The 24028-nt window shown below is 72.3% G+C and carries 17 protein-coding genes, 1 other RNA gene and 1 pseudogene; 11 read left to right on the top strand and 8 right to left on the bottom strand.

The genetic code is table 11. From position 1 onward, the window contains the following. Positions 1–30: 30 nt before the first annotated feature. From ACZ62B_RS15665 to ACZ62B_RS15650, 4 genes are all read right to left on the bottom strand, one after another. Positions 31–933 (bottom strand): carbohydrate ABC transporter permease, encoded by a 903-nt coding sequence (locus ACZ62B_RS15665; protein WP_468886136.1) that lies wholly within the window; start codon positions 931–933, stop codon positions 31–33. Next, entirely contained in the window at positions 930–2279 is a 1350-nt protein-coding gene (locus ACZ62B_RS15660; protein ID WP_344559188.1) for a carbohydrate ABC transporter permease, read from the bottom strand. The genes ACZ62B_RS15665 and ACZ62B_RS15660 overlap by 4 nt, the downstream gene beginning before the upstream one ends. 7 nt (positions 2280–2286) lie before the next feature. Further along, positions 2287–3693, bottom strand: a complete 1407-nt coding sequence (locus tag ACZ62B_RS15655) for an ABC transporter substrate-binding protein (protein ID WP_468719384.1) — start codon at positions 3691–3693, stop codon at positions 2287–2289. Positions 3694–4058: 365 nt separating this feature from the next. Further along, positions 4059–7751, bottom strand: coding sequence for an FHA domain-containing protein (locus ACZ62B_RS15650; RefSeq protein WP_469690672.1), 3693 nt, complete (start codon positions 7749–7751; stop codon positions 4059–4061). 494 nt (positions 7752–8245) lie between these two features. On the opposite strand from ACZ62B_RS15650, the gene ACZ62B_RS15645 reads away from it, so the two are divergent. The 4 genes from ACZ62B_RS15645 to ACZ62B_RS15630 all read left to right on the top strand — a co-directional run bounded on the left by ACZ62B_RS15645 (position 8246) and on the right by ACZ62B_RS15630 (position 13689). Beyond that, positions 8246–9913, top strand: coding sequence for a serine/threonine-protein kinase (locus ACZ62B_RS15645; RefSeq protein ID WP_468886144.1), 1668 nt, complete (start codon positions 8246–8248; stop codon positions 9911–9913). Positions 9914–10022: 109 nt separating this feature from the next. Beyond that, positions 10023–11267, top strand: coding sequence for a serine/threonine-protein kinase (locus tag ACZ62B_RS15640; RefSeq protein WP_468886146.1), 1245 nt, complete (start codon positions 10023–10025; stop codon positions 11265–11267). A gap of 234 nt (positions 11268–11501) precedes the next feature. Then, positions 11502–12608 carry a peptide chain release factor 2 gene (prfB, locus tag ACZ62B_RS15635; RefSeq protein WP_344559197.1) on the top strand — a complete coding sequence of 369 codons (1107 nt, stop codon included), beginning with the start codon at positions 11502–11504 and terminating at the stop codon, positions 12606–12608. A 307-nt stretch (positions 12609–12915) separates the two neighbouring features. Then, positions 12916–13689 (top strand): hypothetical protein, encoded by a 774-nt coding sequence (locus ACZ62B_RS15630; RefSeq protein ID WP_469690669.1) that lies wholly within the window; start codon positions 12916–12918, stop codon positions 13687–13689. Between the two features lie 98 nt (positions 13690–13787). On the opposite strand, the gene ACZ62B_RS15625 is transcribed toward ACZ62B_RS15630, so the two are convergent. Beyond that, the gene (locus ACZ62B_RS15625) at positions 13788–13979 is read right to left on the bottom strand and encodes a hypothetical protein (RefSeq protein WP_142195050.1); all 192 of its coding nucleotides are present in this window, start codon (positions 13977–13979) and stop codon (positions 13788–13790) included. 333 nt (positions 13980–14312) lie between these two features. Between ACZ62B_RS15625 and ftsE the strand changes: the two genes are divergently transcribed. Beyond that, positions 14313–15002, top strand: coding sequence for a cell division ATP-binding protein FtsE (gene ftsE, locus ACZ62B_RS15620; RefSeq protein ID WP_030868506.1), 690 nt, complete (start codon positions 14313–14315; stop codon positions 15000–15002). A 29-nt stretch (positions 15003–15031) separates the two neighbouring features. Next, positions 15032–15949 (top strand): permease-like cell division protein FtsX, encoded by a 918-nt coding sequence (ftsX, locus tag ACZ62B_RS15615; protein ID WP_344559201.1) that lies wholly within the window; start codon positions 15032–15034, stop codon positions 15947–15949. A gap of 34 nt (positions 15950–15983) precedes the next feature. Here the strand turns inward: ftsX and ACZ62B_RS15610 are convergent, their stop codons facing one another. After that, complete coding sequence (locus ACZ62B_RS15610) at positions 15984–17171, bottom strand: RNA-guided endonuclease InsQ/TnpB family protein (RefSeq protein ID WP_469690667.1); 1188 nt, start codon at positions 17169–17171, stop codon at positions 15984–15986. Between the two features lie 251 nt (positions 17172–17422). Here ACZ62B_RS15610 and ACZ62B_RS15605 point away from each other — a divergent pair, with 251 nt between their 5' ends. From ACZ62B_RS15605 to ssrA, 3 genes are all read left to right on the top strand, one after another. Continuing rightward, positions 17423–18592, top strand: a complete 1170-nt coding sequence (locus ACZ62B_RS15605) for a S41 family peptidase (protein ID WP_344559202.1) — start codon at positions 17423–17425, stop codon at positions 18590–18592. 60 nt (positions 18593–18652) lie between these two features. Beyond that, a complete protein-coding gene (smpB, locus tag ACZ62B_RS15600) occupies positions 18653–19132 on the top strand; it encodes an SsrA-binding protein SmpB (protein ID WP_030834350.1) in 480 nt (159 codons plus the stop codon). A 198-nt stretch (positions 19133–19330) separates the two neighbouring features. Then, positions 19331–19734: a transfer-messenger RNA gene (gene ssrA, locus ACZ62B_RS15595) on the top strand. Between the two features lie 132 nt (positions 19735–19866). On the opposite strand, the gene ACZ62B_RS15590 is transcribed toward ssrA, so the two are convergent. Together ACZ62B_RS15590 and ACZ62B_RS15585 are read right to left on the bottom strand one after the other, a co-directional pair. Beyond that, positions 19867–20874: a LacI family DNA-binding transcriptional regulator gene (locus ACZ62B_RS15590; RefSeq protein ID WP_468886150.1), complete on the bottom strand. Its 1008-nt coding sequence runs from the start codon at positions 20872–20874 to the stop codon at positions 19867–19869. A gap of 90 nt (positions 20875–20964) precedes the next feature. Continuing rightward, entirely contained in the window at positions 20965–22311 is a 1347-nt protein-coding gene (locus ACZ62B_RS15585) for an MFS transporter (RefSeq protein WP_469690664.1), read from the bottom strand. Between the two features lie 83 nt (positions 22312–22394). Between ACZ62B_RS15585 and ACZ62B_RS15580 the strand changes: the two genes are divergently transcribed. Both ACZ62B_RS15580 and ACZ62B_RS15575 read left to right on the top strand, forming a co-directional pair. Further along, the gene (locus ACZ62B_RS15580; RefSeq protein ID WP_468719391.1) at positions 22395–23363 is read left to right on the top strand and encodes a LysR family transcriptional regulator; all 969 of its coding nucleotides are present in this window, start codon (positions 22395–22397) and stop codon (positions 23361–23363) included. Positions 23364–23589: 226 nt separating this feature from the next. Continuing rightward, positions 23590–24028: pseudogene (locus ACZ62B_RS15575) on the top strand (hypothetical protein); the annotation flags it as partial.

Genomic DNA, 24028 nt, shown 5'->3' with positions numbered 1-24028 from the left:
CCCGCCCCCTCAACTTCGTCCGTGCTTCGGCTACTTCACCGCGCCCGCCATCACACCGGAGACGAACTGCCGCTGGAACGCGAAGAACACGACCAGCGGGACCACCATCGAGATGAACGCGCCGGGCGCCAGGACGTCGATGTTGTTGCCGAACTGCCGTACCTGGGTCTGCAGGGCGACCGTGATCGGCTGGCTCCCCGAGTCGGTGAAGATCAGCGCGACCAGCATGTCGTTCCACACCCACAGGAACTGGAAGATGCCGAGCGCGGCGATGGCCGGACCGGCGAGCGGCATCACGACCCGTACGAACAGCCGCAGTTCGCCCGCGCCGTCCAGCCGGGCCGCCTCCAGCAGCTCCTTCGGGATCTCCGCGAAGAAGTTCCGCAGCAGGAACACCGCGAACGGCAGACCGAAACCGACGTGGAAGAGGACCACACCGGTCACGGAGCCGAAGAGGCCGATGCTGCCGAAGAGTTCGGCGATCGGGATCAGCGCCACCTGCACCGGCACCACCAGCAGCCCCACCACGGCCAGGAACCACCAGTCCCGGCCCGGGAACTCCATCCAGGCGAAGGCGTACCCCGCGAGGGAGCCGATCACCACCACCAGCACGGTCGCCGGGACGGTGATGTACACCGTGTTCAGCAGCGAGCCGGTGATGTCGTCGTTCTCCAGCAGCGTCTCGTAGGCGCCGAAGGTGAGCTGCGAGGGCTCGGTGAAGACCTTCCACCAGCCGTCGGCGGCCATGTCCTGCGGGGTGCGCAGGCTGGCCAGCAGCAGCCCGACCGTCGGGACCAGCCAGAACAGGCCCACGACGATCAGGAAGACGCGGACCAGACCGCCGCTGACCCACTCGCTGAGCCGGGAGCCCAGTGACCGCTCGGCCCTGACGACGGGGACCGCCTTGGTGACGCTGCCGGCGTCCGCACTCATCGCCGCACCTCCCGCCTCAGCCGCCTGACGTTGAACCACATCACCGGGATCACCAGCAGCAGCAGGAACACCGCGATCGCGCTGGCGATGCCCGGCTGGTCCGCCGCGAAGCCCTTGCGGTACAGCTCCAGCGCGAGGACGTTGGCGTCGTCCTGGGACGAGCCCGGGGCGATGATGAAGACCAGGTCGAACACCTTCAGCACATTGATCATCAGGGTGACGGTGACGACCGCGAGGACCGGCGCCAGCAGCGGCACCGTGACGCGTCTGAACACCTGCCACTCGTTCGCGCCGTCCACCCGCGCGGCCTCCAGCAGCTCCCGGGGCATGCCCGCGAGCCCGGCCGCGATCAGCACCATCGCGAAGCCCGCCCACATCCAGATGTACGAGCCGATGATCGCCGGTGTGACCAGCGACGGGCCGAGCCAGTCGAGGCCGTTGTACGGCTCGGCGAAGTTGCTCGCCGGGAGCCGCAGCCGAGCCCCGTCGGCCTTCGACGAGAAGGAGAACGTGCCGTCGTCGCCCGCCGTGGCCGTCTCCACCACCGCGCCGTCCTTGACGGCCTCGATCCTCATCCCCGGATAGCCCAGCTCGGCCGCGTCGACGGCGTTCAGCGTGCCGACGCCCTTGCCGCGGGTGAAGTCCTGCCAGGTGGTGCCGGTGATCCGGTCGTCCTCCGGCTTCGGCGCCGCCGCCCGCTCCGCCGCGTCCGGCATCAGGTCCGGGGCGACCCCGACCAGCGGCAGCGTCACCGTGTCGCCGGCGCTCACCGTCCCCTTGGTGATGAACGCGCCCCCGCCGGCCGGCTCCAGCGGCGACTCGCGGCCCGGGTGCGCCTTCGGGAACGCCGACGACTGGGCGAAGGTGTCGTGCACCCCCACCCACACCGCGTTCGCCACGCCCTTGTCCGGGTCCTGGTCGTACACCAGACGGAAGATGATCCCGGCGGCCAGCATCGAGATCGCCATCGGCATGAAGACGACCAGCTTGAACGCCGTACCCCAGCGCACCCGTTCGGTCAGCACCGCGAAGACCAGACCGAGCGCGGTCGCGATCGTCGGCGCGAACACCACCCAGACGACGTTGTTCTTCAGGGCCGTGCGGATGCCGTCGTCGGTGAACAGGGCCTGGTAGTTGTCGAATCCGGCGAAGCCGTCGCCGGACTGGTCGTAGAAGCTGCGGACGACGGAGTACCCGATCGGGTAGACCACGAGCGCACCGAGCAGCACGAGCGCGGGCAGCAGGAACAGCGCCGCCACGGTTGCGCGGGTGCCGGTGACGCTCTTGCGCGACTTGGGAGCGGCAGGGGCCGCCTTCGGTGCCCCTGCCGCCGTGTCCGACGCCATCGCCGGTTCAGTTCCCGTACGCCGCGGCCGCGTCGGCCTCCAGCTTCGCCTGCGTACCGGCGACGTCCTCCGGGTTCTTCAGGAAGTCCTGGAGGATCTTCCACTCGCCCTTGCCGGGCGTGCCGCCGAACGCCTGCGGGGCCTGGTCGGACATGTCGAAGCGGAAGTCGTCCCCGGAGTCGACGAGCGCCTTGGCGATCTTCTGCTGGACCTCGTTCGGGTACGCCGAGGCCGGCACGTTCTTGTTCGGTGAGAGGTAGCCGCCGAGCCCGGCGTGGATGCGCGCGGCGTCCGGGGAGGCGAGGAAGGTCGCCAGCGCCTGGGACGCCTCGGAGTCCTCCAGGATCACCGCCGCGTCGCCGCCGGACACCACGGGCGGGGCGTCACCGACCGCCGGGAACGGGAACACCTTGGCGTCCGTGCCCACCTTCGCCTTGGTCTCACCGATGTTGACCTGCGCGAAGTCGCCCTCGTAGACCATGCCGGCCTTGGGCTGGTCACCGCCGGTGAAGGTCTGCGTCACGGACGTCGGGAAATCGGTCCCCAGCGCGCCGGCCGCGACGTAGTCCTTCTTGCCCCAGATCTCGGCGAGCGTGGTCAGCGCCTCCTTGACGGAGGGGTCCGTCCACTTGATCTCGTGCCGGGCGAGCTGGTCGTACTTCTCCGGTCCGGCCTGGGAGAGGTAGACGTTCTCGAACCAGTCGGTGAGCGTCCAGCCTTCGGCACCGCCGACCGAGAACGGGGTGACACCGGAGTCGTAGACCATCTGCGCGGTGGTGAGCAGTTCGTCCCACGTCTTCGGCTCGGCGGCGCCCGCGTTCTCGAAGACCTGGGCGTTGTACCAGATCAGCGACTTGTTGGCGGCCTTGTAGTAGACGCCGTACTGCTTGCCGTCGACCTTGCCGATGTCCTGCCAGCCCTGCGAGTAGTTCTCGCCGAGCTCCTTGGCCGCCTCGGCGCCGAGCGGCTTGGCCCAGCCCTTGTCGACGGCCTGCTTGATGGCGCCCGGCTGCGGCAGCATCGCCACGTCCGGCGGGGCGCCGCCCGCGACCTTCGAGCCGAGGAAGTTGATGATCGGGTCCTGGGCGGGGACGAAGGTCACCTTGGCGCCGGTGCGCTTCTCGAACTCCGCGAGGACCTTCTTGAAGTTGGCCTGCTCGGCGCCGGTCCACACGGCGGCGACCTCCAAGCTCGCGCCGTCCAGCTTGGGAAGGGTGACGGTGGTCCCGGTCTCGCCGCCGCCGCCCTTGTTCTCGTCATCGCTGTTGCCGTCGTCGTCGCCCCCGCCGCACGCGGCGAGGGAGACCGCGAGCACTCCCGCGGCGAGCGCCGCGGCGGCCCTGCGGGTGCGGGGAGCCGTCACGTGGTTCTCAGGCGACCTGCGTGTCCGGATGATTCTGCTCGTCCTGCGCATCACTGCCCCGTTCTTCGTACTCCGTCGAACGCCGAGCGCTGTCCCGTGCGCTCTGGTCTACGCCCGGGGGGCAGGGGCGGCAAGACCGCCTCCCATGTCAAGTCGGAGATCGTGACACCGTCGTGACCACGAGTCACCGCTTCCGCGGGCAGCCGCGCCACCGCCCCCGCCGTTCCCGCGGGCAGCCGCGCACCACCGTTCCCGCGTTCCCGCGGGCAGCCGCGCCACCGCCCCCATCGCTTCCGCGGGCAGTCGTGCCGCTGGGGCGGCACGGGTGGGCGCGACGGCACCCCGCGAGCGCCGGGCAGCGCGACCCACCCCCGCCCAGCCGCAACACCGGGCACCCGCACGACCGGCCGCCCCCGTCAGAGAAGCGACGGCACCTCCGCCGCAGCAACCTGCCGCGCGGCCCGCTCCAACGCACTGGCGAGCAGAGCCAGATCGGTAGGCCCGTTACCGAGCTCACGAACCTGCCGCCGAGCCGGCGGATCCCCCATCCGATGCCATTCCAGCGGCACGACCGTCGGCCGCAGAGTCGCCGTCCGCGGGATACGACCGGTCACCCGACCCCCCTGGAACGCCGTCTCCCGCCCGTCCGGCAGGACCACCCGCCCCCGCCCCGGCGCAGGCTCCTCCGGCCCGCCCCCCGGTACCACCGCGTCGAGCGCGACCCGCAGCGTCGCCCGCCGCACCGGCTCGCTCTGCGCCGTACGGTCGCAGGGCCCGCTGGCCACCACCAGATGCACGCCCAGCCGCTCGCCGTCCCGCGCCACCGCCTCCAGCGCCCGCATCACCGATCCGGCGGCGGGCCGCCCGGGCGAGCCGAGCGCCGGGGAGACGAGCGCGTCCAGATCGTCCACGACCACCACCAGCCGGGGCAGCGGCGGCGCGGCCCCCGTCTTGCGCCGGTCCGCCCCCGGCCGCAGCCGCAGCGTCGAACTCGGCGGGGTGTCGAGGTCCCCGTTCTGCTCCGCGCGGGACGCGATCGCCGTGCGCTGGGCGACCATACGGTCCGACAGCTCCCGCCCGGTGTGCCACTCCGCGAAGTCCGAGCGGCCCAGCAGCTCCGCGCGCCGCTTCAGCTCGGCGCTCAGGGACTGTGCGAACTCCCGCATCCGTACCGGGTCGTTGGCGCACAGATGCGTGGTGACATGCGGTACGTCCGTACAGACACGCAGGCCCTCGCCGGGCGCGTCGCCCGTCGTGGGCACGCCCCGGCCGTCGACCAGCACGATGCCCAGCCGGTCGGGACGCTCGGCGGCGGCCAGCGAGGCGACGACCGCCCGCAGCAGTTCCGTACGACCGCTGCCGGACGGCCCCTCGACCAGCAGGTGCGGTCCGTCGGCGGCGAGGTCGGTGGTGACCGGGCCGCGCGGACCGGCACCCAGTATGGCGGTGACGCGTCCGCCGAGCGCCTGGGTGTCGTCGGCCGCGTCCGCCCAGCGGGCCATCAGCGAGGCCGGGGTGGCCCGGGCCAGGCCCAGTTCGTCGAGGAGCCGCGCCGACCGGGGCAGCGGTGCCGACACGCGCGCGTGCCGTTCCCCGCCGGTGCCGTCCGTGCGCAGCGGCGCGAGCGCCCGCGCGAACCGCTCGGCCCAGGCGGGGGAGACCGCGTCGACCGTGGCGAGGGTGCCGTGGCCGACGGGGCCGGGGGGACGACCGGAGCCGGTCCCGGCCACCCGCAGCAGGCGCAGGGCGGTCGCCACGTCCCCGCTGAGCAGGGCGACGGCCCCGCACCGCCGGAACGTCGGCGCCACCGCGCAGGCCGCCTCGTACGTCTCCGTCACCGGGGACGCGGGGGAGGCGGCGGCCGTCTCGGCGAGGCACACCACGTGGATCCCGGCCCGGGGCCCCTCCAGGGCCAGCCGCGCCACCGCCTCGCGCGCGTCGGGGCCGCCGGGGTCGCCGTCCACGACGACCACGGTGTACGGCCCTTCGCCGCCGGATATGCGGGAGGCCGCGTGGTCGTGGTCCGCCAGTCGGCGCAGCAGTTCCTCGGCGCGGGCCGTGGCCTGTTCGTGGTCGTGCGCGAGGAGCAGGCGGCAGTCCTGGCCGTGCCCCGGGCGTACGTGCGGCAGCCAGCCCAGCCAGGACCACTCGGCGGTGCGCTCCGCCAGGGGGCGGGAGTGGTCCGCGGCGATCAGGACGATCTCCAGGGAGTCGGGGGAGTGCAGCGCGGCGAGCTGGGCGAGCACCGCGCGGGCCAGCCCGGCGAGCCGCTCGCGCGGGCCGGCCAGCCCCAGCGCGCCGACCTCGCGCAGCCCCGAGGTCACCGGTACGGCGGGCAGCAGACCCGAGCCGTCCGGCGCCGGCCGGTCCGCCGTGCCGAGCCGCACCGCGAGCGCCTCCGGGTGATCCGGCCCGCGCTCCCACAACCGGGGGCCGGGGCCGAGCGCGGTCAGCAGCAGCGTGGCGGGGTCCGGCCAGGTCTCGGGCAGTACGGGGGCGAGGTGGGCCGGCTCGGCCACGAACCCGCCCGGCTCCTCACGGCGCCCGTCCCACGCGGCCTCCCGCTCCTGCCGCCCCCCGGCCAACCGCCGGGCCCAGGCCCCGATGCCACCCCGCTTCCGCCCGACGGGCGGCTGCGGGACATCGGTCCCACGCGGAGGAGTGTCCTTGCGGGAACCGCCCCCGCTTCCCCCCGACGTCCCGCCGAGACCGTCACCGGCCGCGGAAACGGAACCCCGACCGGCACGCCACCCGTCATGCACGCCGCCACGCCGCCCGCCACGGGCGCCGTCGGCGGCGGACTCGTGGTCGGCGTACCGGCCGTACCGCCCCTCCCGGCGGTCACCGGCCGCGGGGACGGGACCACTGCCGGCGTACCGGCCGTGCTGTCCGTCACGCGGGTCGTCATCCGTCCGGACGGAGCCGCGGTCCGGCATCCCGCCGTGCCGTCCGTCACCGGTCGCGGCGGCGGGTGCCTCGTCCCGGGAGTCTCCGTGAGCCGCGTCGGAGGCCCGGTGGCCCGGGGCGGCGACGACACCGTGACCGAAACCGCCGTCGAGGGATCCGCTGCCCGCGTGGGTCTCGTCACCGACGGGCCCGGGCCGCGACACGCGCCGCCCCTCGGGCACCCGTGGCACGTCCCCGCGCGGCGTGACGCGTACCGCCCGCCGGCCGGTGGCGCGTTCCTCCGCCTCGGCGTCCGGCGCGCCACCTTGCCCGGGGACCAGCGGCGCCCGGCCCGAGTGCGGGCCGGCCGGGTCCTGGACGCCGGGAGAGCGCCCGGCACCGTCGCCGGAGGCGGCCCACTCCGCCGAGCCGTAGGTGTGATGGGTCCGCGCGTGCGGTGGGGACACCGGCTCCGCACGCTCCGCACGCGCGCGTGCGGAGTCGTCGGCGCTCGGGGAACCGCCGTCGTTCCCGGACGTCCCGGCCCTGTCCCCGCCCCGCGCCCCCGGTACCCGTACGTGCCCCTCGCCGTCCGGTGCCGTGGCCGCTCGCGCGGGGAGACCCGCCGCCGGGGTCAGGCGCAGGGCCGACTCGCCGATGCGCAGGAGCGCGCCCGGGGCGAGGCGGACCGGGCGGGGGCCCACGCGCCGGCCGTCCAGGGTCGTGCCGTTGGTGGAGTCGAGGTCGGCGACCGAGACGCCGCCGTCCGGGGCGACCGTCACGGCGCAGTGCAGCCGGGAGACGTCCGGGTCGTCGAGCGGCACGTCGGCGTCGGCGGAACGGCCTATGCGGATCTCGCCGCCGTGCAGCAGGTGCACCCCGCCCGCGTCGGGACCGGCGACGACGTGCAGCCGGGTCGGGGCCTCGTCCAGCTCGGGATGCGGCTCGGGCTCGCCGGGGGCGCCCACGGCCAGCACCGCGCCGTCGATCAGCGGCGGCTCGCCCAGCGTGCAGCGCTGGGCGTCGAGCCGCTGCTCACCGGCGTACAGCACCGGTGAGCCGGACGAGCCGTCAGCGCCGGAGACCACCGAGGCCAGCGCGGAGGCGACCGCGGCCAGGGCCGTGCCCGCGGGCGCCGTGACCAGGACGTCACAGCTCGCGGCCCGCTCCCGCGCGGGGGAGGAGGGGCCCAGCGGGTCTACGACGGTCAGCCGGATCTGCATCGCCGTCAGCGGTCCCTTCTGCGCGGGCGCCCGCGACGCGGGGGGACACCACCGCCCCGCGGATCCCCCGACCGCGGGCTTCCCCCACCGCCACACGCGCACGTACGGCCAGTACTGCACGCATCCTCGCACCTGCCACCGACAACGCGCCCGCCCTCCGGCAGCAAATGATCTTGATTGGTCGGCTCTGCCCGTAAAAGTGCCTGACCAGTGAGGAGCGAATGATCGTTCCGAGTCCACTTGAGATCGGTCACGTCCGGCATGCGGCAACCAACGGACCGGGTCGAGCGTCTTTCCTTCGAAACATTCAGAAACTTCGAACCCGGACGGGAACCGGTACGTAAGACCCACCGTGAGACCCGCCGTGAGATCACCGTGAGATCACGTCGAAGACGACCAGCCGGTATCCCGCGCGGCGGCACTACAGTGGGTCGGAAACATTCCGTAGCACGGTGGACCACGGTGTACGCCAGGCAAGCAGCAGGGAGCGCGACGTGCGGCCGGTTGGCAGCAAGTACCTCCTCGAGGAGCCGCTCGGTCGCGGCGCCACGGGGACCGTCTGGCGAGCCCGCCAGCGGGAGACCGCGGGCGCCGAGGCGGCCGTGCCCGGACAGCCCGGCGAGACCGTCGCGATCAAGGTCCTCAAGGAGGAGCTCGCCAACGACGCCGACATCGTGACGCGCTTCCTCCGCGAGCGCTCCGTCCTGCTGCGGCTCACCCACCCCAACATCGTCCGGGTCCGCGACCTGGTCGTCGAGGGCGATCTGCTGGCGCTGGTCATGGACCTCGTCGAGGGCCCCGACCTGCACCGCCACCTCCGCGAGAACGGCCCCTTCACCCCCGTCGCCGCCGCCCTGCTGACCGCGCAGATCGCCGACGCGCTCGGCGCCAGCCACGCCGACGGCGTGGTGCACCGCGACCTGAAGCCCGCCAACGTCCTGCTCAAGCAGCAGGGCGGCGAGATGCACCCGATGCTGACCGACTTCGGCATCGCCCGCCTCGCCGACTCCCCGGGCCTCACCCGCACCCACGAGTTCGTCGGCACGCCCGCGTACATCGCGCCCGAGTCCGCCGAGGGCCGCCCGCAGACCTCCGCCGTCGACATCTACGGCGCCGGCATCCTGCTCTACGAGCTGGTCACCGGCCGCCCGCCGTTCTCCGGCGGCACCGCCCTGGAGGTGCTGCACCAGCATCTGAGCGCCGAACCGCGCCGCCCCTCCACGGTCCCCGACCCGCTGTGGACGGTCATCGAGCGCTGCCTGCGCAAGAACCCCGACCAGCGGCCCAGCGCCGAGAACCTCGCGCGCGGCCTGCGCGTCGTCGCCGACGGCATCGGCGTGCACGCGAACTCCGCGCAGATCGCCGCCGCCGAGAACGTCGGCGCGCTCCTCGCCCCCGACCCGGCGCCCGCACCCGTACCCGGCGCGCCCGGCGGGGACGCCGACCCGACGCAGGTGCTGCCGCACGGCGCGGGCGCCTACGACCCCAACGGCGCGACCAGCGTCCTGCCGCAGACCGGCGGCCCGGCGGGCGCCGCCGACCCCACGGCCGTCATGCCCCCCGTACCGCCCGGCCGGCCCGACGGCCCCGGAGCCGGCCCGGAGGACCCGCACCCCTGGCAGAACCAGCTCCGCGCGGCCCGCGACCGCAACGAGCAGACCCAGGTCCAGTACCTCGACCCGAGCGAGGACCCGCTGCGCCGCCGCCCCCAGCGGCAGGTCGCCCGACCCCCGCAGCAGCCGCAGCAGCGACGCCCGCAGCCCCAGCAGCAGCCCGGTCCGGGATACGGCTACCCACAGCAGCCCCAGCCCCAGCCGCAGCGGTACGCGCCGCAGCCTCAGCAGCCCCAGCCGCAGCGGTACGCGCCCCCGCCCCCGCCGCCGGAGCCGCAGCGTCCGGTCCGGGAGCCGCGGCAGCCCCGGCAGCGCGGCGCCAACCCGATGCGCATCCCCGGCCTGGGATGTCTGAAGGGCTGCCTGTTCACGATCCTCATCCTGTTCGTCGCGAGCTGGCTGATCTGGGAGCTGAGCCCGCTCCAGGACTGGATCGGCACCGGCAAGGGCTACTGGGACCAGCTCAGCGACTGGTTCGGCTCGGTGACGGGCTGGATCGAGGACCTGGGCGGCTCCGAAGAGCCCTCGGTGCCCTCCGGGACGAACTGAGCTTGTTTACTGATTTGTCGACATCTGAGGGCTGATTTCCGGATCCACTGTGAAGGCCGGCGCCCCGGACGCGTAGTTTTAGCGACAACACGCGTCGGTAGGAGCAGTCTTGGCACGGAGAATCGGCAGCCGGTACACCGCCCACCAGATCCTCGGGCGGGGCAGCGCCGGCACGGTGTGGCTGGGCGAGGGCCCCGACGGGCCCGTCGCCATCAAGCTGCTGCGTGAGGATCTCTCCTCGGACCAGGAGCTCGTCGGCCGCTTCGTGCAGGAGCGGACGGCGCTGCTCGGTCTGGAGCACCCGCACGTCGTCTCCGTACGCGACCTGGTGGTCGACGGCAACGATCTCGCCCTCGTCATGGACCTCGTCCGGGGCACGGACCTGCGCACCCGCCTCGACCGGGAGCGCAGGCTGGCCCCCGAGGCCGCCGTGGCGATCGTCGCCGATGTCGCCGACGGCCTGGCGGCGGCCCACGCGGCCGGGGTCGTGCACCGGGACGTGAAGCCGGAGAACGTACTCCTCGACATGCAGGGCCCGCTCGGCCCCGGCGGCTCCCACCGCGCCCTGCTCACCGACTTCGGTGTGGCGAAACTCATCGACACCCCGCGCCGCACCCGCGCCACGAAGATCATCGGAACGCCCGACTACCTGGCCCCGGAGATCGTCGAGGGCCTGCCCCCGCGCGCGTCGGTCGACATCTACGCGCTGGCCACGGTCCTGTACGAGCTGCTCGCCGGCTTCACACCGTTCGGCGGCGGCCACCCGGGCGCGGTCCTGCGCCGCCACGTCACGGAGACGGTCGTCCCCCTCCCCGGCATCCCGGACGAGCTGTGGCAGCTCCTGGTGCAGTGCCTGGCGAAGGCCCCGGCGTCCCGGCTGCGCGCCTCCGAGCTGGGCGCGCGGCTGCGGGAGCTGCTGCCGATGCTGGCGGGGATGCCGCCGCTGGACGTGGACGAGCCGGACACCGAGCCCGCGGAGGAGGAGAGCGAGGAGCTCCAGCCCTCCGGGCCCGCCCCGGCCGCCGGAGAGCCGGTGCGGCGCCGCGGCGCGGTCCCGCTGGTACCGGGCGCGAAACCGGCCGACTCCAACCGCGACACGCATACGTCGATGAGGGTGCCGACCCCCGACGAGCTGGCCGGCGGCGCCCGGGGCACGGCCCGCGCCCCCCGCACGACGGGCGCCCGCCGCCCGGGCTCCGCCCGCAACCGCGCGATCACCCGCCGCCGCCGGCTCACCCTGGCGGTGGCGGCGGCGGTGCTCGTGGCGGCGGGCGTGGGCACGTGGCTGGCCACGACGGAAGACGACCCGACCCCACCCCAGGACACCCGGAACTCGGCCCCGGCCAACCCCTGACAACCCCCCTCAGGGGCGCGGGGCTGTGTCGACATGCGGCTCCGCCACGTGGGCGCGAAGGGGGTCCGGGGGCAAAGCCCCCAGGGACGGGACGGGAAGGGGCGGCAGGGGCGAAACAAACGACCGCCCCACGCCCGGAAGCCACCCTGCCCCGACCGGCCCGGGCCGGTAATGAGCAGCCCCGGCCCCGCCGCACTGCGTGGGCCGGCGCGCGGAGCCGTTACGCTGGAGGGCGTGGCAGTCGTCGACGTATCCGAAGAGCTCAAGTCCCTCTCCTCGACCATGGAGTCGATCGAGGCCGTTCTGGACCTCGACAAGCTGAGGGCAGACATCGCCGTGCTCGAGGAGCAGGCGGCCGCGCCGTCCCTGTGGGACAACCCGGACGAGGCGCAGAAGATCACCAGCAAGCTCTCCCACCTCCAGGCCGAGGTGCGGAAGACCGAGGCGCTCCGGGGCCGGATCGACGATCTCTCCGTGCTCTTCGAGATGGCCGAGGAGGAGGACGACCCGGACACCCGCGCGGAGGCCGAGTCCGAGCTCGCCGCGGTCCGGAAGGCGCTGGACGAGATGGAGGTCCGGACGCTGCTCAGCGGCGAGTACGACTCCCGCGAGGCGCTCGTCAACATCCGCGCGGAGGCCGGTGGCGTCGACGCCGCCGACTTCGCCGAGAAGCTCCAGCGCATGTACCTGCGCTGGGCCGAGCAGCACGGCTACAAGACCGAGCTGATCGAGACGTCGTACGCGGAGGAGGCCGGCATCAAGTCGACCACCTTCTCCGTCCAGGCGCCCTACGCCTACGGCACCCTCTCCGTCGAGCAGGGCACGCACCGCCTGGTGCGCATCTCGCCCTTCGACAACCAGGGCCGCCGCCAGACCTCCTTCGCCGGCGTCGAGATCCTCCCCGTGGTCGAGCAGACCGACCACATCGAGATCGACGAGTCCGAGCTGCGGGTGGACGTGTACCGCTCGTCCGGTCCCGGCGGCCAGGGCGTGAACACCACCGACTCCGCGGTGCGGCTCACCCACCTCCCCACCGGCATCGTGGTCTCCTGCCAGAACGAGCGCTCCCAGATCCAGAACAAGGCCACCGCGATGAACGTCCTCCAGGCCAAGCTCCTGGAGCGGCGCCGTCAGGAGGAGCAGGCCAAGATGGACGCCCTCAAGGGCGACGGCGGCAACTCCTGGGGCAACCAGATGCGTTCGTACGTGCTGCACCCGTACCAGATGGTCAAGGACCTGCGCACGGAGCACGAGGTCGGCAACCCCGAGTCCGTGTTCAACGGCGAGATCGACGGCTTCCTGGAGGCCGGAATTCGCTGGCGCAAGCAGCAGGAGAAGTAACCTCCGGCGTGAACGCCGATTTGTCGACAAGGCAACTGCCGTCACTTGGACGGCAGTTGCCTTTTTCGTCCGGTGACATCCGGGATTTACATCACACTCACAGTTTCGTTTTCCCGCAAAGCGCGCGTAGGCGGACATCGCGCACGCAACGGCCTTGACGTTCTTTTGGAAAATGGGAAGGGTGAAGCGTGGCATGCGTATCTCTGGGGCGCATGTGAACCGGGGGGCGTTTCATCACAGTTACCTCCGTTGATCACGGCCCCGAGCGCGGCCTCATTGACGATGAGCTACTGGGGGTAGCAACCACATGACGAAGAAGACGCGGATCCGCGTCGCACGCATCGCAGCCGGCGCCGTGATCGCCGCGGGTGCGTCGCTGACGGTGGCGGGTGTCGCTCAGGCCGCAGGCGAGCCGGACCCGGAGCAGACCTGCGGCATCATTGGTACCGAACTGTGCGAGGGTGAGAACCCCGGCGGTGGCGATGACGGCACCGGTGGTGGGGACGACGGCACCGGTGGTGGCGATGACGGCACCGGTGGTGGGGACGACGGCACCGGTGGTGGCGATGACGGCACCGGTGGTGGGGACGACGGCACCGGCGGTGGCGATGACGGCACCGGCGGTGGCGATGACGGCACCGGCGGTGGGGACGACGGCACCGGTGGTGGGGACGACGGCACCGGCGGTGGCGATGACGGCACCGGCGGTGGGGACGACGGCACCGGCGGTGGCGATGACGGCACCGGCGGTGGCGACGACAACACCGGTGGTGAGAACCCCGTAGAGGAGCCCACCGAGGACCCGACCACCCCGGGCACGGGCAACGGCGGTGACGACAACACCGGTACCACCCCGGACGGCGGCAACAACGCCTCTCCGCAGGACCAGGGCTCCTCGGCCCTCACCGACACCGGCGACGACGCCACCTCGGCCCAGGGCGGCGACGGCAAGGAGCTCGCCGAGACCGGTGCCGCCGAGACCACGTTCCTGCTGATCGGTGCCGCCACGATGATCGCCGGCGGTATCGGCTTCCGGGTGCTGCCGCGCATGATGTCCGGCCGCGGCGGCGCCGCCGCCTGACGGTCGCCGCGCGTGTACGCACCGTACGCATGACGTAGGGCGAAGGGCCCGGAGCGCAACCGCGCTCCGGGCCCTCGCTCGTGTCCGCGTACCCGGCGTCAGGCGGTCTGGTGGGCGAGCAGCGCCACCGCCGCGACCAGCACCGCCAGCAGCGCGATCAGCGTCATGGGGTTCAGCCCCGCGAAGAAGTTCTCCTGCTGCAGCCGCTCGCGGTTCGCACGGCACACCGGGCACCGGCCCTCGCTCACGGGCGCGGCGCAGTTCGCGCACACCAGCCGGTCGTACGTCATGCGCTCGCCCTCCTCGCACCGGTTCCAGATGAACAACGCCCGCCTTCTCGCGAACGTTCCCCTCCCACTGTGCCAGGTTCCTGCGGAAGCTGCGTGGGGTCGCTCCCAGAGGGGTGGTTCCGGGGGATTTCGCGGCTGCGGCGTGGTGGGGGTTGTTCGCGCCCACGCGGCGGAGCCGCACATGTCACAGCCCCGCGCCCCTGGGGTGCTGTGCCCACCCGGCACCGGAACAAAAGGGCGCAAGTCTTACGCAACCCCTACCGGTGCCTGCGCACGCCTACCCGGTTCGCGTATGGTCACGCTCATCTACCCCCGGCTAACCGTGGTGCATCCGTGATCCGATTCGACAACGTGTCCAAGGCCTACCCCAAGCAGAACCGCCCCGCACTCAGGGATGTCTCCCTGGAAGTGGAGAAGGGCGAGTTCGTGTTCCTCGTGGGGTCCTCCGGCTCCGGAAAGTCCACCTTCCTGCGGCTGATCCTCCGCGAGGAGCGGGCCAGCCACGGACAGGTGCACGTCCTGGGCAAGGATCTCGCCCGCGTCTCCAACTGGAAGGTGCCGCAGATCCGGCGCCAGCTGGGGACCGTGTTCCAGGACTTCCGTCTGCTGCCGAACAAGACGGTCGCCGAGAACGTCGCCTTCGCGCAGGAGGTGATCGGCAAGTCGCGCGGTGAGATCCGCAAGTCCGTGCCGCAGGTGCTCGACCTCGTCGGGCTCGGCGGCAAGGAGGAGCGGATGCCCGGCGAGCTCTCCGGTGGTGAGCAGCAGCGCGTCGCCATCGCGCGGGCCTTCGTCAACCGCCCCAAGCTGCTCATCTGCGACGAGCCCACCGGCAACCTCGACCCGCAGACCTCCGTCGGCATCATGAAGCTGCTCGACCGCATCAACCGGACGGGCACCACCGTGGTGATGGCGACGCACGACCAGAACATCGTGGACCAGATGCGCAAGCGCGTCATCGAGCTGGAGAAGGGCCGTCTCGTCCGCGACCAGGCACGCGGCGTCTACGGCTACCAGCACTGACGCTCCACGGAAAGGCTTGATCAGACGCCATGCGCGCCCAGTTCGTCCTGTCGGAGATCGGCGTCGGTCTCCGTCGCAACCTGACGATGACCTTCGCCGTCGTCGTCTCCGTCGCCCTGTCGTTGGCCCTGTTCGGTGGATCGCTCCTGATGAACGATCAGGTGAACACCATGAAGGGCTACTGGTACGACAAGGTCAACGTCTCCATCTTCCTGTGCAACAAGAGTGACGCCGAGTCCGACCCCAACTGCGCCAAGGGCGCGGTGACCGACGACCAGAAGGGTCAGATCAAGACCGACCTGGAGAAGATGTCGGTCGTCGACAGCGTGACGTACGAGTCGCAGGACGAGGCGTACAAGCACTACAAGGAGCAGTTCGGCGACTCCCCGCTGGCCAGTTCCCTGACGCCGGACCAGATGCAGGAGTCGTACCGCATCAAGCTGAAGGACCCGGAGAAGTACCAGGTCATCGCGACCGCCTTCGACGGGCGGGACGGCGTGCAGTCGGTGCAGGACCAGAAGGGCATCCTGGACAACCTCTTCGGGCTGCTGGAGGGCATGAACATCGCCGCCCTCGCGATGATGGCGCTCATGCTGGTCGTCGCCCTGATGCTGATCGTGAACACGGTGCGCGTCTCCGCGTTCAGCCGCCGCCGCGAGACCGGCATCATGCGCCTGGTCGGCGCCTCCGGCTTCTACATCCAGACGCCGTTCATCATGGAGGCCGCCGTCGCCGGACTCATCGGCGGCATCCTCGCGTGCGGGTTCCTGGTGGTCGGCCGGTACTTCATCATCGACAACGGGCTGGCCCTGTCGGAGAAGCTGAACCTGATCAACTTCATCGGCTGGGACGCCGTACTGACGAAGCTCCCGCTGATCCTCGCGACCAGTCTGCTGATGCCGGCGTTGGCCGCGTTCTTCGCGCTGCGCAAGTACCTGAAGGTTTGACCGCTCCTCTCCCCGGTGGGAGGGGATTTCTGGCTCAGGCCGCCTCCCGGAGCGGCGCTCCGGGAGGCCTTGTGCCCTCGACACCAGCCGGGTCCAGACCTGCCCGGACGAGCATCACGCGGGCGGAGTTCTTGTCCCTCGGACAGACGGCTCCGCACGCGGTGCAGGTGTAGGTGCGTTCCGACAGCGGCAGGGCGTGCTTGGCTCTCGCTCCGCACCGCGCGCAGTCCATGGTGGTGTGCGCGGGATGGACGAGCCGTACATCCCGGGCGTGCTTGCGGCCCATCTCGACCAGCGCCTGTTTGGTGGCGCCGATCGCGGCATCGGCCGCCTTGCGCGCCATCGTGGTCCTCGTAAGGAACTTCGGGCGGAAGTCCTCCACCGCGATCACGTCATGATCCCGCACGACCTTCTTCGCCCATTTGCGGGCGGTGTCCTGCCGCTGCCGGGCGATCTTCGCGTACGTCTTCGCCCGCCACCGCTTCGCCTCCCGGTAGCCCTTCGACGCCGCCTGCCCCTTCTTCGGTTTGCGGCGGGCCATCATCCGGTCGTAGCGGGACAGCTTCTCCTGCGCCTTGCGGCCGTGGCGGGGGTGGGGCAGGTCGTGGGCGTCGGAGGTGGTGGTGGCCGTCTCCCTCACACCCCAGTCGACGCCGATGACCGCACCGGTGGGCAGGAGCGGCTCGATCGGGGCGGGGACGACGAACGAGGCGTACCAGTGGCCGACACGGTCACGGTAGATCCGCACCGAGGACGGCTCGGCCGGGAGAGGGCGGGACCAGACCACGGTCAGGACGATCCCGCCCGCCAGATGCAGCCGCCCCTTCTTGATGCGGAAGCCGCGCCGCGTGTAGTTCAGCGACGGATGAGTCCCGCGCCGCTTCTTGTGCCGGGGCATTCCCGCCCGCCGCTTCACCGGCAGCCGGTTCTTGATGTCCTTGAGCGCTTTGCCACGGGATGCGGCGAAGTCACGGATGACCTGCTGCTGCGGCACGGAGGCACCCTTGGCCAGCCACGGTGTCACCGCACGCGCACGCGTCAACATCCCGTCCAGCCGGGCCGGACCACACACCTCCCCCTCCGAATAAGCCTTCTTCGCGCGGGCCACGCACTCGTTCCACAGCCACCGGCACCGCCCCCACTCCCTCTCCAGTTCCGTCCGGGAGGCGGCCGACACCCTCAGCCGGTAGGTGTACCGCGCACGCTGCGCACCCTTTTCCACGGCCTCCGCCTCCGCCCCTGTCCCGGTCAGTCGACTCCTGGTCAACTGACCGTACGTACGAGCCCCGCACACCCGCCCACTTCTTCCGCCGTGATCACTCTGACCAGTGAACTGGGTATGCGTGTTCGTGCCCCTTCCTTGCTTCGGCCTGAACGTCGGGGTCTCCTCGCAAGAGACCGAGTGACCCTTGCCACGAGGGGCGTACGGCCAACCGGCCGTGCGCCCCTTCGTGTTGTCCTAGACTCACCGGCATGTCAGGTCGTGCCCTGTTCTGTCAGCCCCGCCGCATCCGCCGTGGGGCCGCCCTGACCTTGGTGTTCGCGAGCGTGCTCGTCGCCGGCGCGGCCACGGGCAACCTCCCCGGGGCAGACGGCAGGGCCACGGCGGAGGGGGCTCCTCCGGCCCCTCCGGCCGCTCCCGTCGGCCACCAGGCCGACGTCACCAGGGCGGCCGAGGAGGCCGCCGCCGACGGCACCTCCCCCATGGAGGCCGCCCAGCGCGCCGTCAGCCGCAGCGGGGACCGCTGGGCTGCCGTCTACTCCCCGGGCGAGTACGAGGAGTTCGAGGAGGCCCTGGACGGCCGGTACACCGGCGTCGGCCTGTGGGCCCGCGAGCGGGAGGGCCGTATCGAGGTGACGAAGGTGGGCGACGACACGCCCGCCGCCGACGCCGGGATCCGCGCGGGCGACCGGCTGCGCAGCGTCGACGGCGAGAAGGTCGACGGCCGGCCCGTCACGGAGGTCGTCTCCTTACTGCGCGGCGAGGCCACCGGCGAGTCCGCCGGCAGCACCGTCCGGCTCGGCCTGGAACGCGGCACGCGCGCGTGGCACGAGACCGTGCGCCGCGCCAGGCTGTCCCGGGACACCGTCACCGTCCGCGAGCTCGCCTCCGGGGTGACTGTCGTCAAGGTCGGCGCCTTCACCAAGGGAACGGGCGACGAGGTCCGCGCCGCCGTACGGCAGGCCCCCGCCGGCGCCGGCATCGTCCTCGACCTGCGCGGCAACTCCGGCGGTCTGGTCGCCGAGGCGGTCACCGCCGCCTCCGCCTTCCTCGACGGCGGCCTGGTCGCCACGTACGACGTCGAGGGCGAGCAGCGCGCCCTGCACGCCGAGCCCGGCGGCGACACCACCAGACCCCTGGTCGCGCTCGTCGACGGCGGCACGATGAGCGCGGCCGAGCTCCTCACCGGTGCCCTGCAGGACCGCGGACGGGCGGTCGTCGTGGGCTCCCGCACCTTCGGCAAGGGCTCGGTCCAGATGCCGACCCCGCTGCCCGACGGCTCCGTCGCCGAGCTGACCGTGGGCCACTACCGCACCCCCTCCGGTCGCGGCGTCGACGGCCACGGCCTCACCCCCGACGTGGAGGCCGACGAAGAGGCGCTCCAGCGGGCCGAGACGGTCCTCAGCGGACTCGGCCGGTAGGGCACCGTCGATAATCGGCTTCCCGCCGACCCCCTCCGTAGTGCGAAAATGGGCGGCACTATGGCTAAGGAAAAAGGGCGCAAACTGATCGCGCAGAACAAGAAGGCGCGGCACGACTACCTCATCATCGACACCTACGAGGCCGGCCTGGTCCTCACCGGCACCGAGGTGAAGTCCCTGCGCCAGGGACGGGCGTCGCTGGTGGACGGCTTCGTCCAGCTCGACGGCAACGAGGCGTGGCTGCACAACGTGCACGTCCCGGAGTACAGCCAGGGCACCTGGACCAACCACAGCGCACGGCGCAAGCGCAAGCTGCTGCTGCACCGCGAGGAGATCGACAAGCTGGAGTCCAAGTCCCAGGAGACGGGCCACACCATCGTGCCGCTCGCCCTGTACTTCAAGGACGGCCGCGCGAAGGTCGAGATCGCGCTGGCCAAGGGCAAGAAGGAGTACGACAAGCGGCAGACGCTCCGGGAGAAGCAGGACCGGCGCGAGACCGAGCGGGCGATCTCGGCGGTCCGCAGGAAGCAGCGGGCCTGAGCGGGAACATCCCGGACCCGGGTGGCGTTGAACCCGGTACGAAGGCGGGAGGACCACCGGAAACGGCGGGAGGACCGCTGGAAACGGCGGGACGACCGCCGGGAATACGGTGGCATCGTCGGGCGTTGGTCACGTACGATGGCGCAAGCACCTCACAGAGGGTGCGTGCCCCTCTCGGGGGGCTTGAAAAAACAACATGGGGATGATCGGTTTCGACAGCGGCTGTCGAAGCAGGGGAAGCGTGTCGAGGAAGCGGCCATGATCTCGTAAACCACAGGCCGAAAAAAATAATCGCCAATTCCAAGCGATCTGTCTCCCAGGGCGAGCTCGCCCTCGCTGCCTGATCTTCAGGTAGCGAGCAGCGGCTCCCCTACTTAAGGGAGTGTCAGCCCGGGGATGTTCCCGACCCGGATCCTGGCATCAGCTAGGGAACTAAACCTTGATCCCGGTCACGGGGTGAAGAGGGAAACCACACAGTGACTGGGCCCGTCGGAGACTTGTCGGCGTGATCTCCGGGGCCGAGAAAAGCACAGCCGACTGCACACGGAGAAGCCCTGGTTCCGCACCGTTGGACGCGGGTTCGATTCCCGCCATCTCCACTCATCCCATGTGGGCACAGGCCCCGTCGCTTCGAGCGGCGGGGCCTTTGTCATGCGGCCCCGGGAAGGCCCGGGGCGGACGGGGGGAAGGCCCTGGAACGCCCGGCAACCGGGCTGAGGCCGGTACACCGGCCGTCACGCCCCGCGCGGTGCCGTGCTCGCCCGTTCCGTCAGCCGGGGCGGCAGCAGGGTGGTCCCCGGTACGGGGAGACCGGACAGCTTCCGTACGAGCAGGTGCACCGCGCGGGTGCCCAGTTCCGCCGACGGCACGGCGACCGAGGTGACCGGGACGCGGGCCGACGCGGCGACGGGGGACGGGCAGACGGCGGTCAGGGACAGATCGCCGGGGACGCTCAGCCCCAGCCGTTCGAAGGCGTCGATCAGCGGATCGACCAGCGGTTCGTTGTGCACGACCACCCCCGTCAGCGCCGGCAGCTCGCGCACCAGCCGTTCGGCGATCGCGCGGGCGGCGTCACGGCCCGCCCCGCACGGATGCACGGCCGAGGTGAGCCGGTGCCGGTCGGCGGCAGTCGTGAAGCCCTCCACCAGCCGCCGCGCGAACGCGGTCCGCCGCACGTACACCTCCGGCGGCGAGCCGACCAGCGCCACCACCCGGTGCCCGAGCCGGGCCAGATGGTCCACACACAGTTCACCGGCCGCCCGGAAGTCCAGGTCGACGCAGGTCAGCCCGTCCGGCTCGGCGGGCACGCCGATCAGCACGGACGGCAAGGACCCCGAGCGCAGCAGCGGCAGCCGGGGGTCCTGGAGCTGTACGTCCATCACGATCACCCCGTCCGCCATCCGGGTGTCCGCGACGCGCCCGATGCCCTCCTCGCCCTCGCCCTGGGTGAGCATCAGCACGTCGTGGTCCTGGGCGCGGGCGGCGGTGACCACCGACACCGCGAACTGCGTGACCACCGGCACGTGGACGCCGGAGCGCATCGGGACCGCCAGGGCCAGCACCTTCGACCGGTGGCCGGCCGCGCCCCGGCCACCGCCGTCCGCGCGGTAGCCCAGCTCACGGACGGCCGCCTGCACCCGGAGCCGGGTCGCGTCGGAGATCGGACGCTTGCCGCTGAGCGCGTACGAGACCGTACTGGGGGAGACCCCGGCGCGCCGGGCCACATCCGTGATCTTCACCATCGGGGGTCCTCATCTGCACGGTCCGTGGGGAGGCAGAAAGCGGTTTCGAAGCGCTTCGACGGGTGAAGGTATGTGCGGGACCTGTGCCCGTCAATGGGTCGGGAGGGAATCGCCGGCGCGGTTCGACGGCCCGAACGGGACAAAGGTGCAGAGGGCCACGAGAAGGGCGATCGCGGCCGCCGCCACCGGTACGCCGTACCCGGCCGTCGCCGAGACGTGCTCCACCGTCCAGCCGCCCGCCGCGCTGCCGCAGGCGATCCCGCCGAGGAGACCGGTCACCGCGAGCGTCATGCCCTCGTTCAGCCGGTCCTCGGGCGTGTACCGCTGGACCAGGGTCATGGTGGTGACCATGGTGGGGGCGGTCGCCATCCCGGCGACCAGCAGCGCCCCGGCCAGCAGCACCAGCGAGCCGGTGAGCCCGGCCGCGAGCAGCGGCAGGGTCATCAGCGCGGCCATCGCGGCCAGGCACCACGGCAGCCGGGACCGCGCGGACCCCGCCGGGCGTATCGCCCCGTACAGCAGCCCCGCCGCACAGGAACCGGCCGCCTGGAGCGCGAGCACGGCGCCGGACGCCGTGCGGTGCCCCCGCTCGTCCGCGAACGCGAGGGTGACGACCTCCAGCGAGCCGAACACCGCGCCCGTCGCGAGACAGACCACCAGCAGCGGCCGCATGCCGGGCGACCGCAGCGGCGCCCGCGCGGAGGAACGCCGTGCGGCCGGCGGCTCGGTCGACCGCTGGGCGGTGAACAGCACGGTGCCCGTCAGCAGCAGCACGGCACCCACGAGCGTGCCCGCCTCCGGGAAGAACGTCCCGCACAGGAAGGCCGCGAGCACCGGGCCGAGCATGAAGCACAGTTCGTCGGCGGCCTGTTCGAAGGAGTTCGCGGTGTGCAGGGCCTCGGCGTCCCCCTTCAGCAGGTGCGCCCAGCGGGCCCGCGACATCCCGCCGGTGTTGGGGGTCGTGGCGGTGGCGGCGTAGGAGGCGAACAGGGTCCAGTCCGGGGCGCCGTGCCGCACGCAGAGCAGCAGCGCGAGGGAGCCGAGCGCGGCGAACACCGTGGCCGGCAGGGCGACCCGGGCCTGCCCGTACCGGTCGACCAGGCGCGCGGTCCACGGGGCGACCACCGCCGTCGCCGCCAGGCCCGTCGCGGTGACGGCGCCGGCCAGGGCGTACGAGCCCCGCGTCCCGGCGATCATCACGACCGCGCTCACGCTGAACATGCCCATCGGCAGCCGCGCGATCAGGTTCCCGGCGGTGAACGCGCGGGTGCCGGGCAGCGCGAAGAGACGGCGGTACGGGCCCTTGGGGCGACGGTACGAGCCCTCCGCGCGGGGCTCGCTCCGCCCGCGCGGGCCGAAGTCGACGGCGACCAGGGTGTCGGCGGTGACCGCGAACAGGGGAGTGTCCCGGGCGGCCCGGGAGGTCGGCTGAGGCATGACACCACCGTCGCCCGCGGCCGTACGGCCGGTCCAACACCTTCCCCGCACCGATTGACGCACCCGTGTTGTAAGTTCGCGTCATGGCCGCCCCCGTCCACCTCGACCCCCGCCTGCTGCGCGCCTTCGTGACCGTCGCCGAGGAGCTGCACTTCACCCGGGCCGCCACGCGCCTCTACGTCGCCCAGCAGGCGCTCAGCCGGGACGTACGGCGGCTGGAACGCGACCTGGGCAGCGAGCTGTTCGTACGGACCACCCGCCAGGTGACCCTGACCGCCGACGGCGAACGCCTGCTGCCGTACGCCCGCGCGGTGCTCCAGGCGCAGGACGACCTGCTCGCCGCCGCCGGACAGGCCCGGCCCCTGCTGGTGGACCTCAACTCACCGGGCCTCGCCACCCCGCGCCGGGTACTGCACCGGGCCCGTGAACTCGCCCCCGCCCACGAACTGATGGCCCGCTACGAGAGCGGACTGACCGGGGCCGCGGGGGAGCTGCTCGCGGGGCGGCTCGACGCGTCGTTCGGACGGTTCGCGGGCCTCGCCCCCGCACTGCGGGCCGGACTCGACCAGCAGCCCGTGCGCCACGAGCCGATGGGGGTCGTCCTGCCCGAGGACCACCCGCTGGCCGCACTGACCGAGGTGCCGCTCGCCGCACTCGCCGGCGAGACGGTCTACGCCGGTGCCGGGAACCCCCGTACGCCGGAGTGGACGGACCTCGCGCGGTCGCTGTTCGAGGGGCGGGGGATCACGCTCGCGTCGCCCGCGCCGCTGGCCGTCGGGGAGGAGGAGTTCCAGCGGATCATGGCCAGGACACGTCATCCGATCCTCGCCGTGGTCGACTTTCCGCCACTGCCCTCGACGGTGCTGCGCCCCCTCGTGGATCCGGTTCCGTTGTCACCCGTGTCCTTGGTGTGGAGGAAAGGGATGACCCATCCCGCTCTGGACGCCCTGCGGCGGGCGGCGGCCGTCGTCGCCGCAGAGGAGGGCTGGCTGCGGCGGCCGGACGGGGGATGGCTGCCCGAGAGGGATATTGTCGTGATGGCGGCCCGGTGATGTCTCACTACTGACACGAACGACTGCCGCGGGAACACAGGGCCTCCACGTACGCTACATTCGGTCCCCGAGCACGGTGTGATAAACGGGGCGCTCGGAGCGGGTGGGGGCCCGGTCCGCCGACGGGTGCTCGGGTCGTACGTGCGCACCGTAAGTGCCCTGTGGGGGGAAGTGCGTGCGCGTGGAAAATTGGCGAGAAGACGCCCAACCGGATCGGCCCGAGGGCGTGTCGGCGTTCGACGGGAACGCCGAGGACGAGGACCTGCGTGAGACGAGGGTCCTCCCCCTGGGGGAGAAGCCCGCCGACCCGGACGCGCGCGACACCGGCCCCGGCTCCCTCGACGACCGCTGGGCCCGCCTCGGCGTCTTCCCCAGCGGCAACGACAGGACCCAGATCCTGCCCGACACCGCTCACCGCACGGAGCCCCCCGCCCGGCCCGGGCCACGCACCGACGACACCCGTGGCCCCGCGACGCCGGGTCGGACGGCGTCGGCGTCGGGCCGTCCGGACAGCCCTTGGAACGCCGAGCGTTCCGCGGCGCCGCACCGGACGGGGCCGTCCGAGAGCCCGGCGGACGGTTCCCGGAACGCTGGGCGTTCCGCGGCGCCGCACCGGACGGGGCCGTCCGAGAGCTCGGCGGACGGTTCCCGGAACGCTGGGCGTT

It is taken from the genome of Streptomyces sp. NPDC053426, from assembly GCF_055585405.1.
Note: the sequence above shows the minus strand (reverse complement) of the source record. Positions and strands in the feature narration are given on the sequence as shown.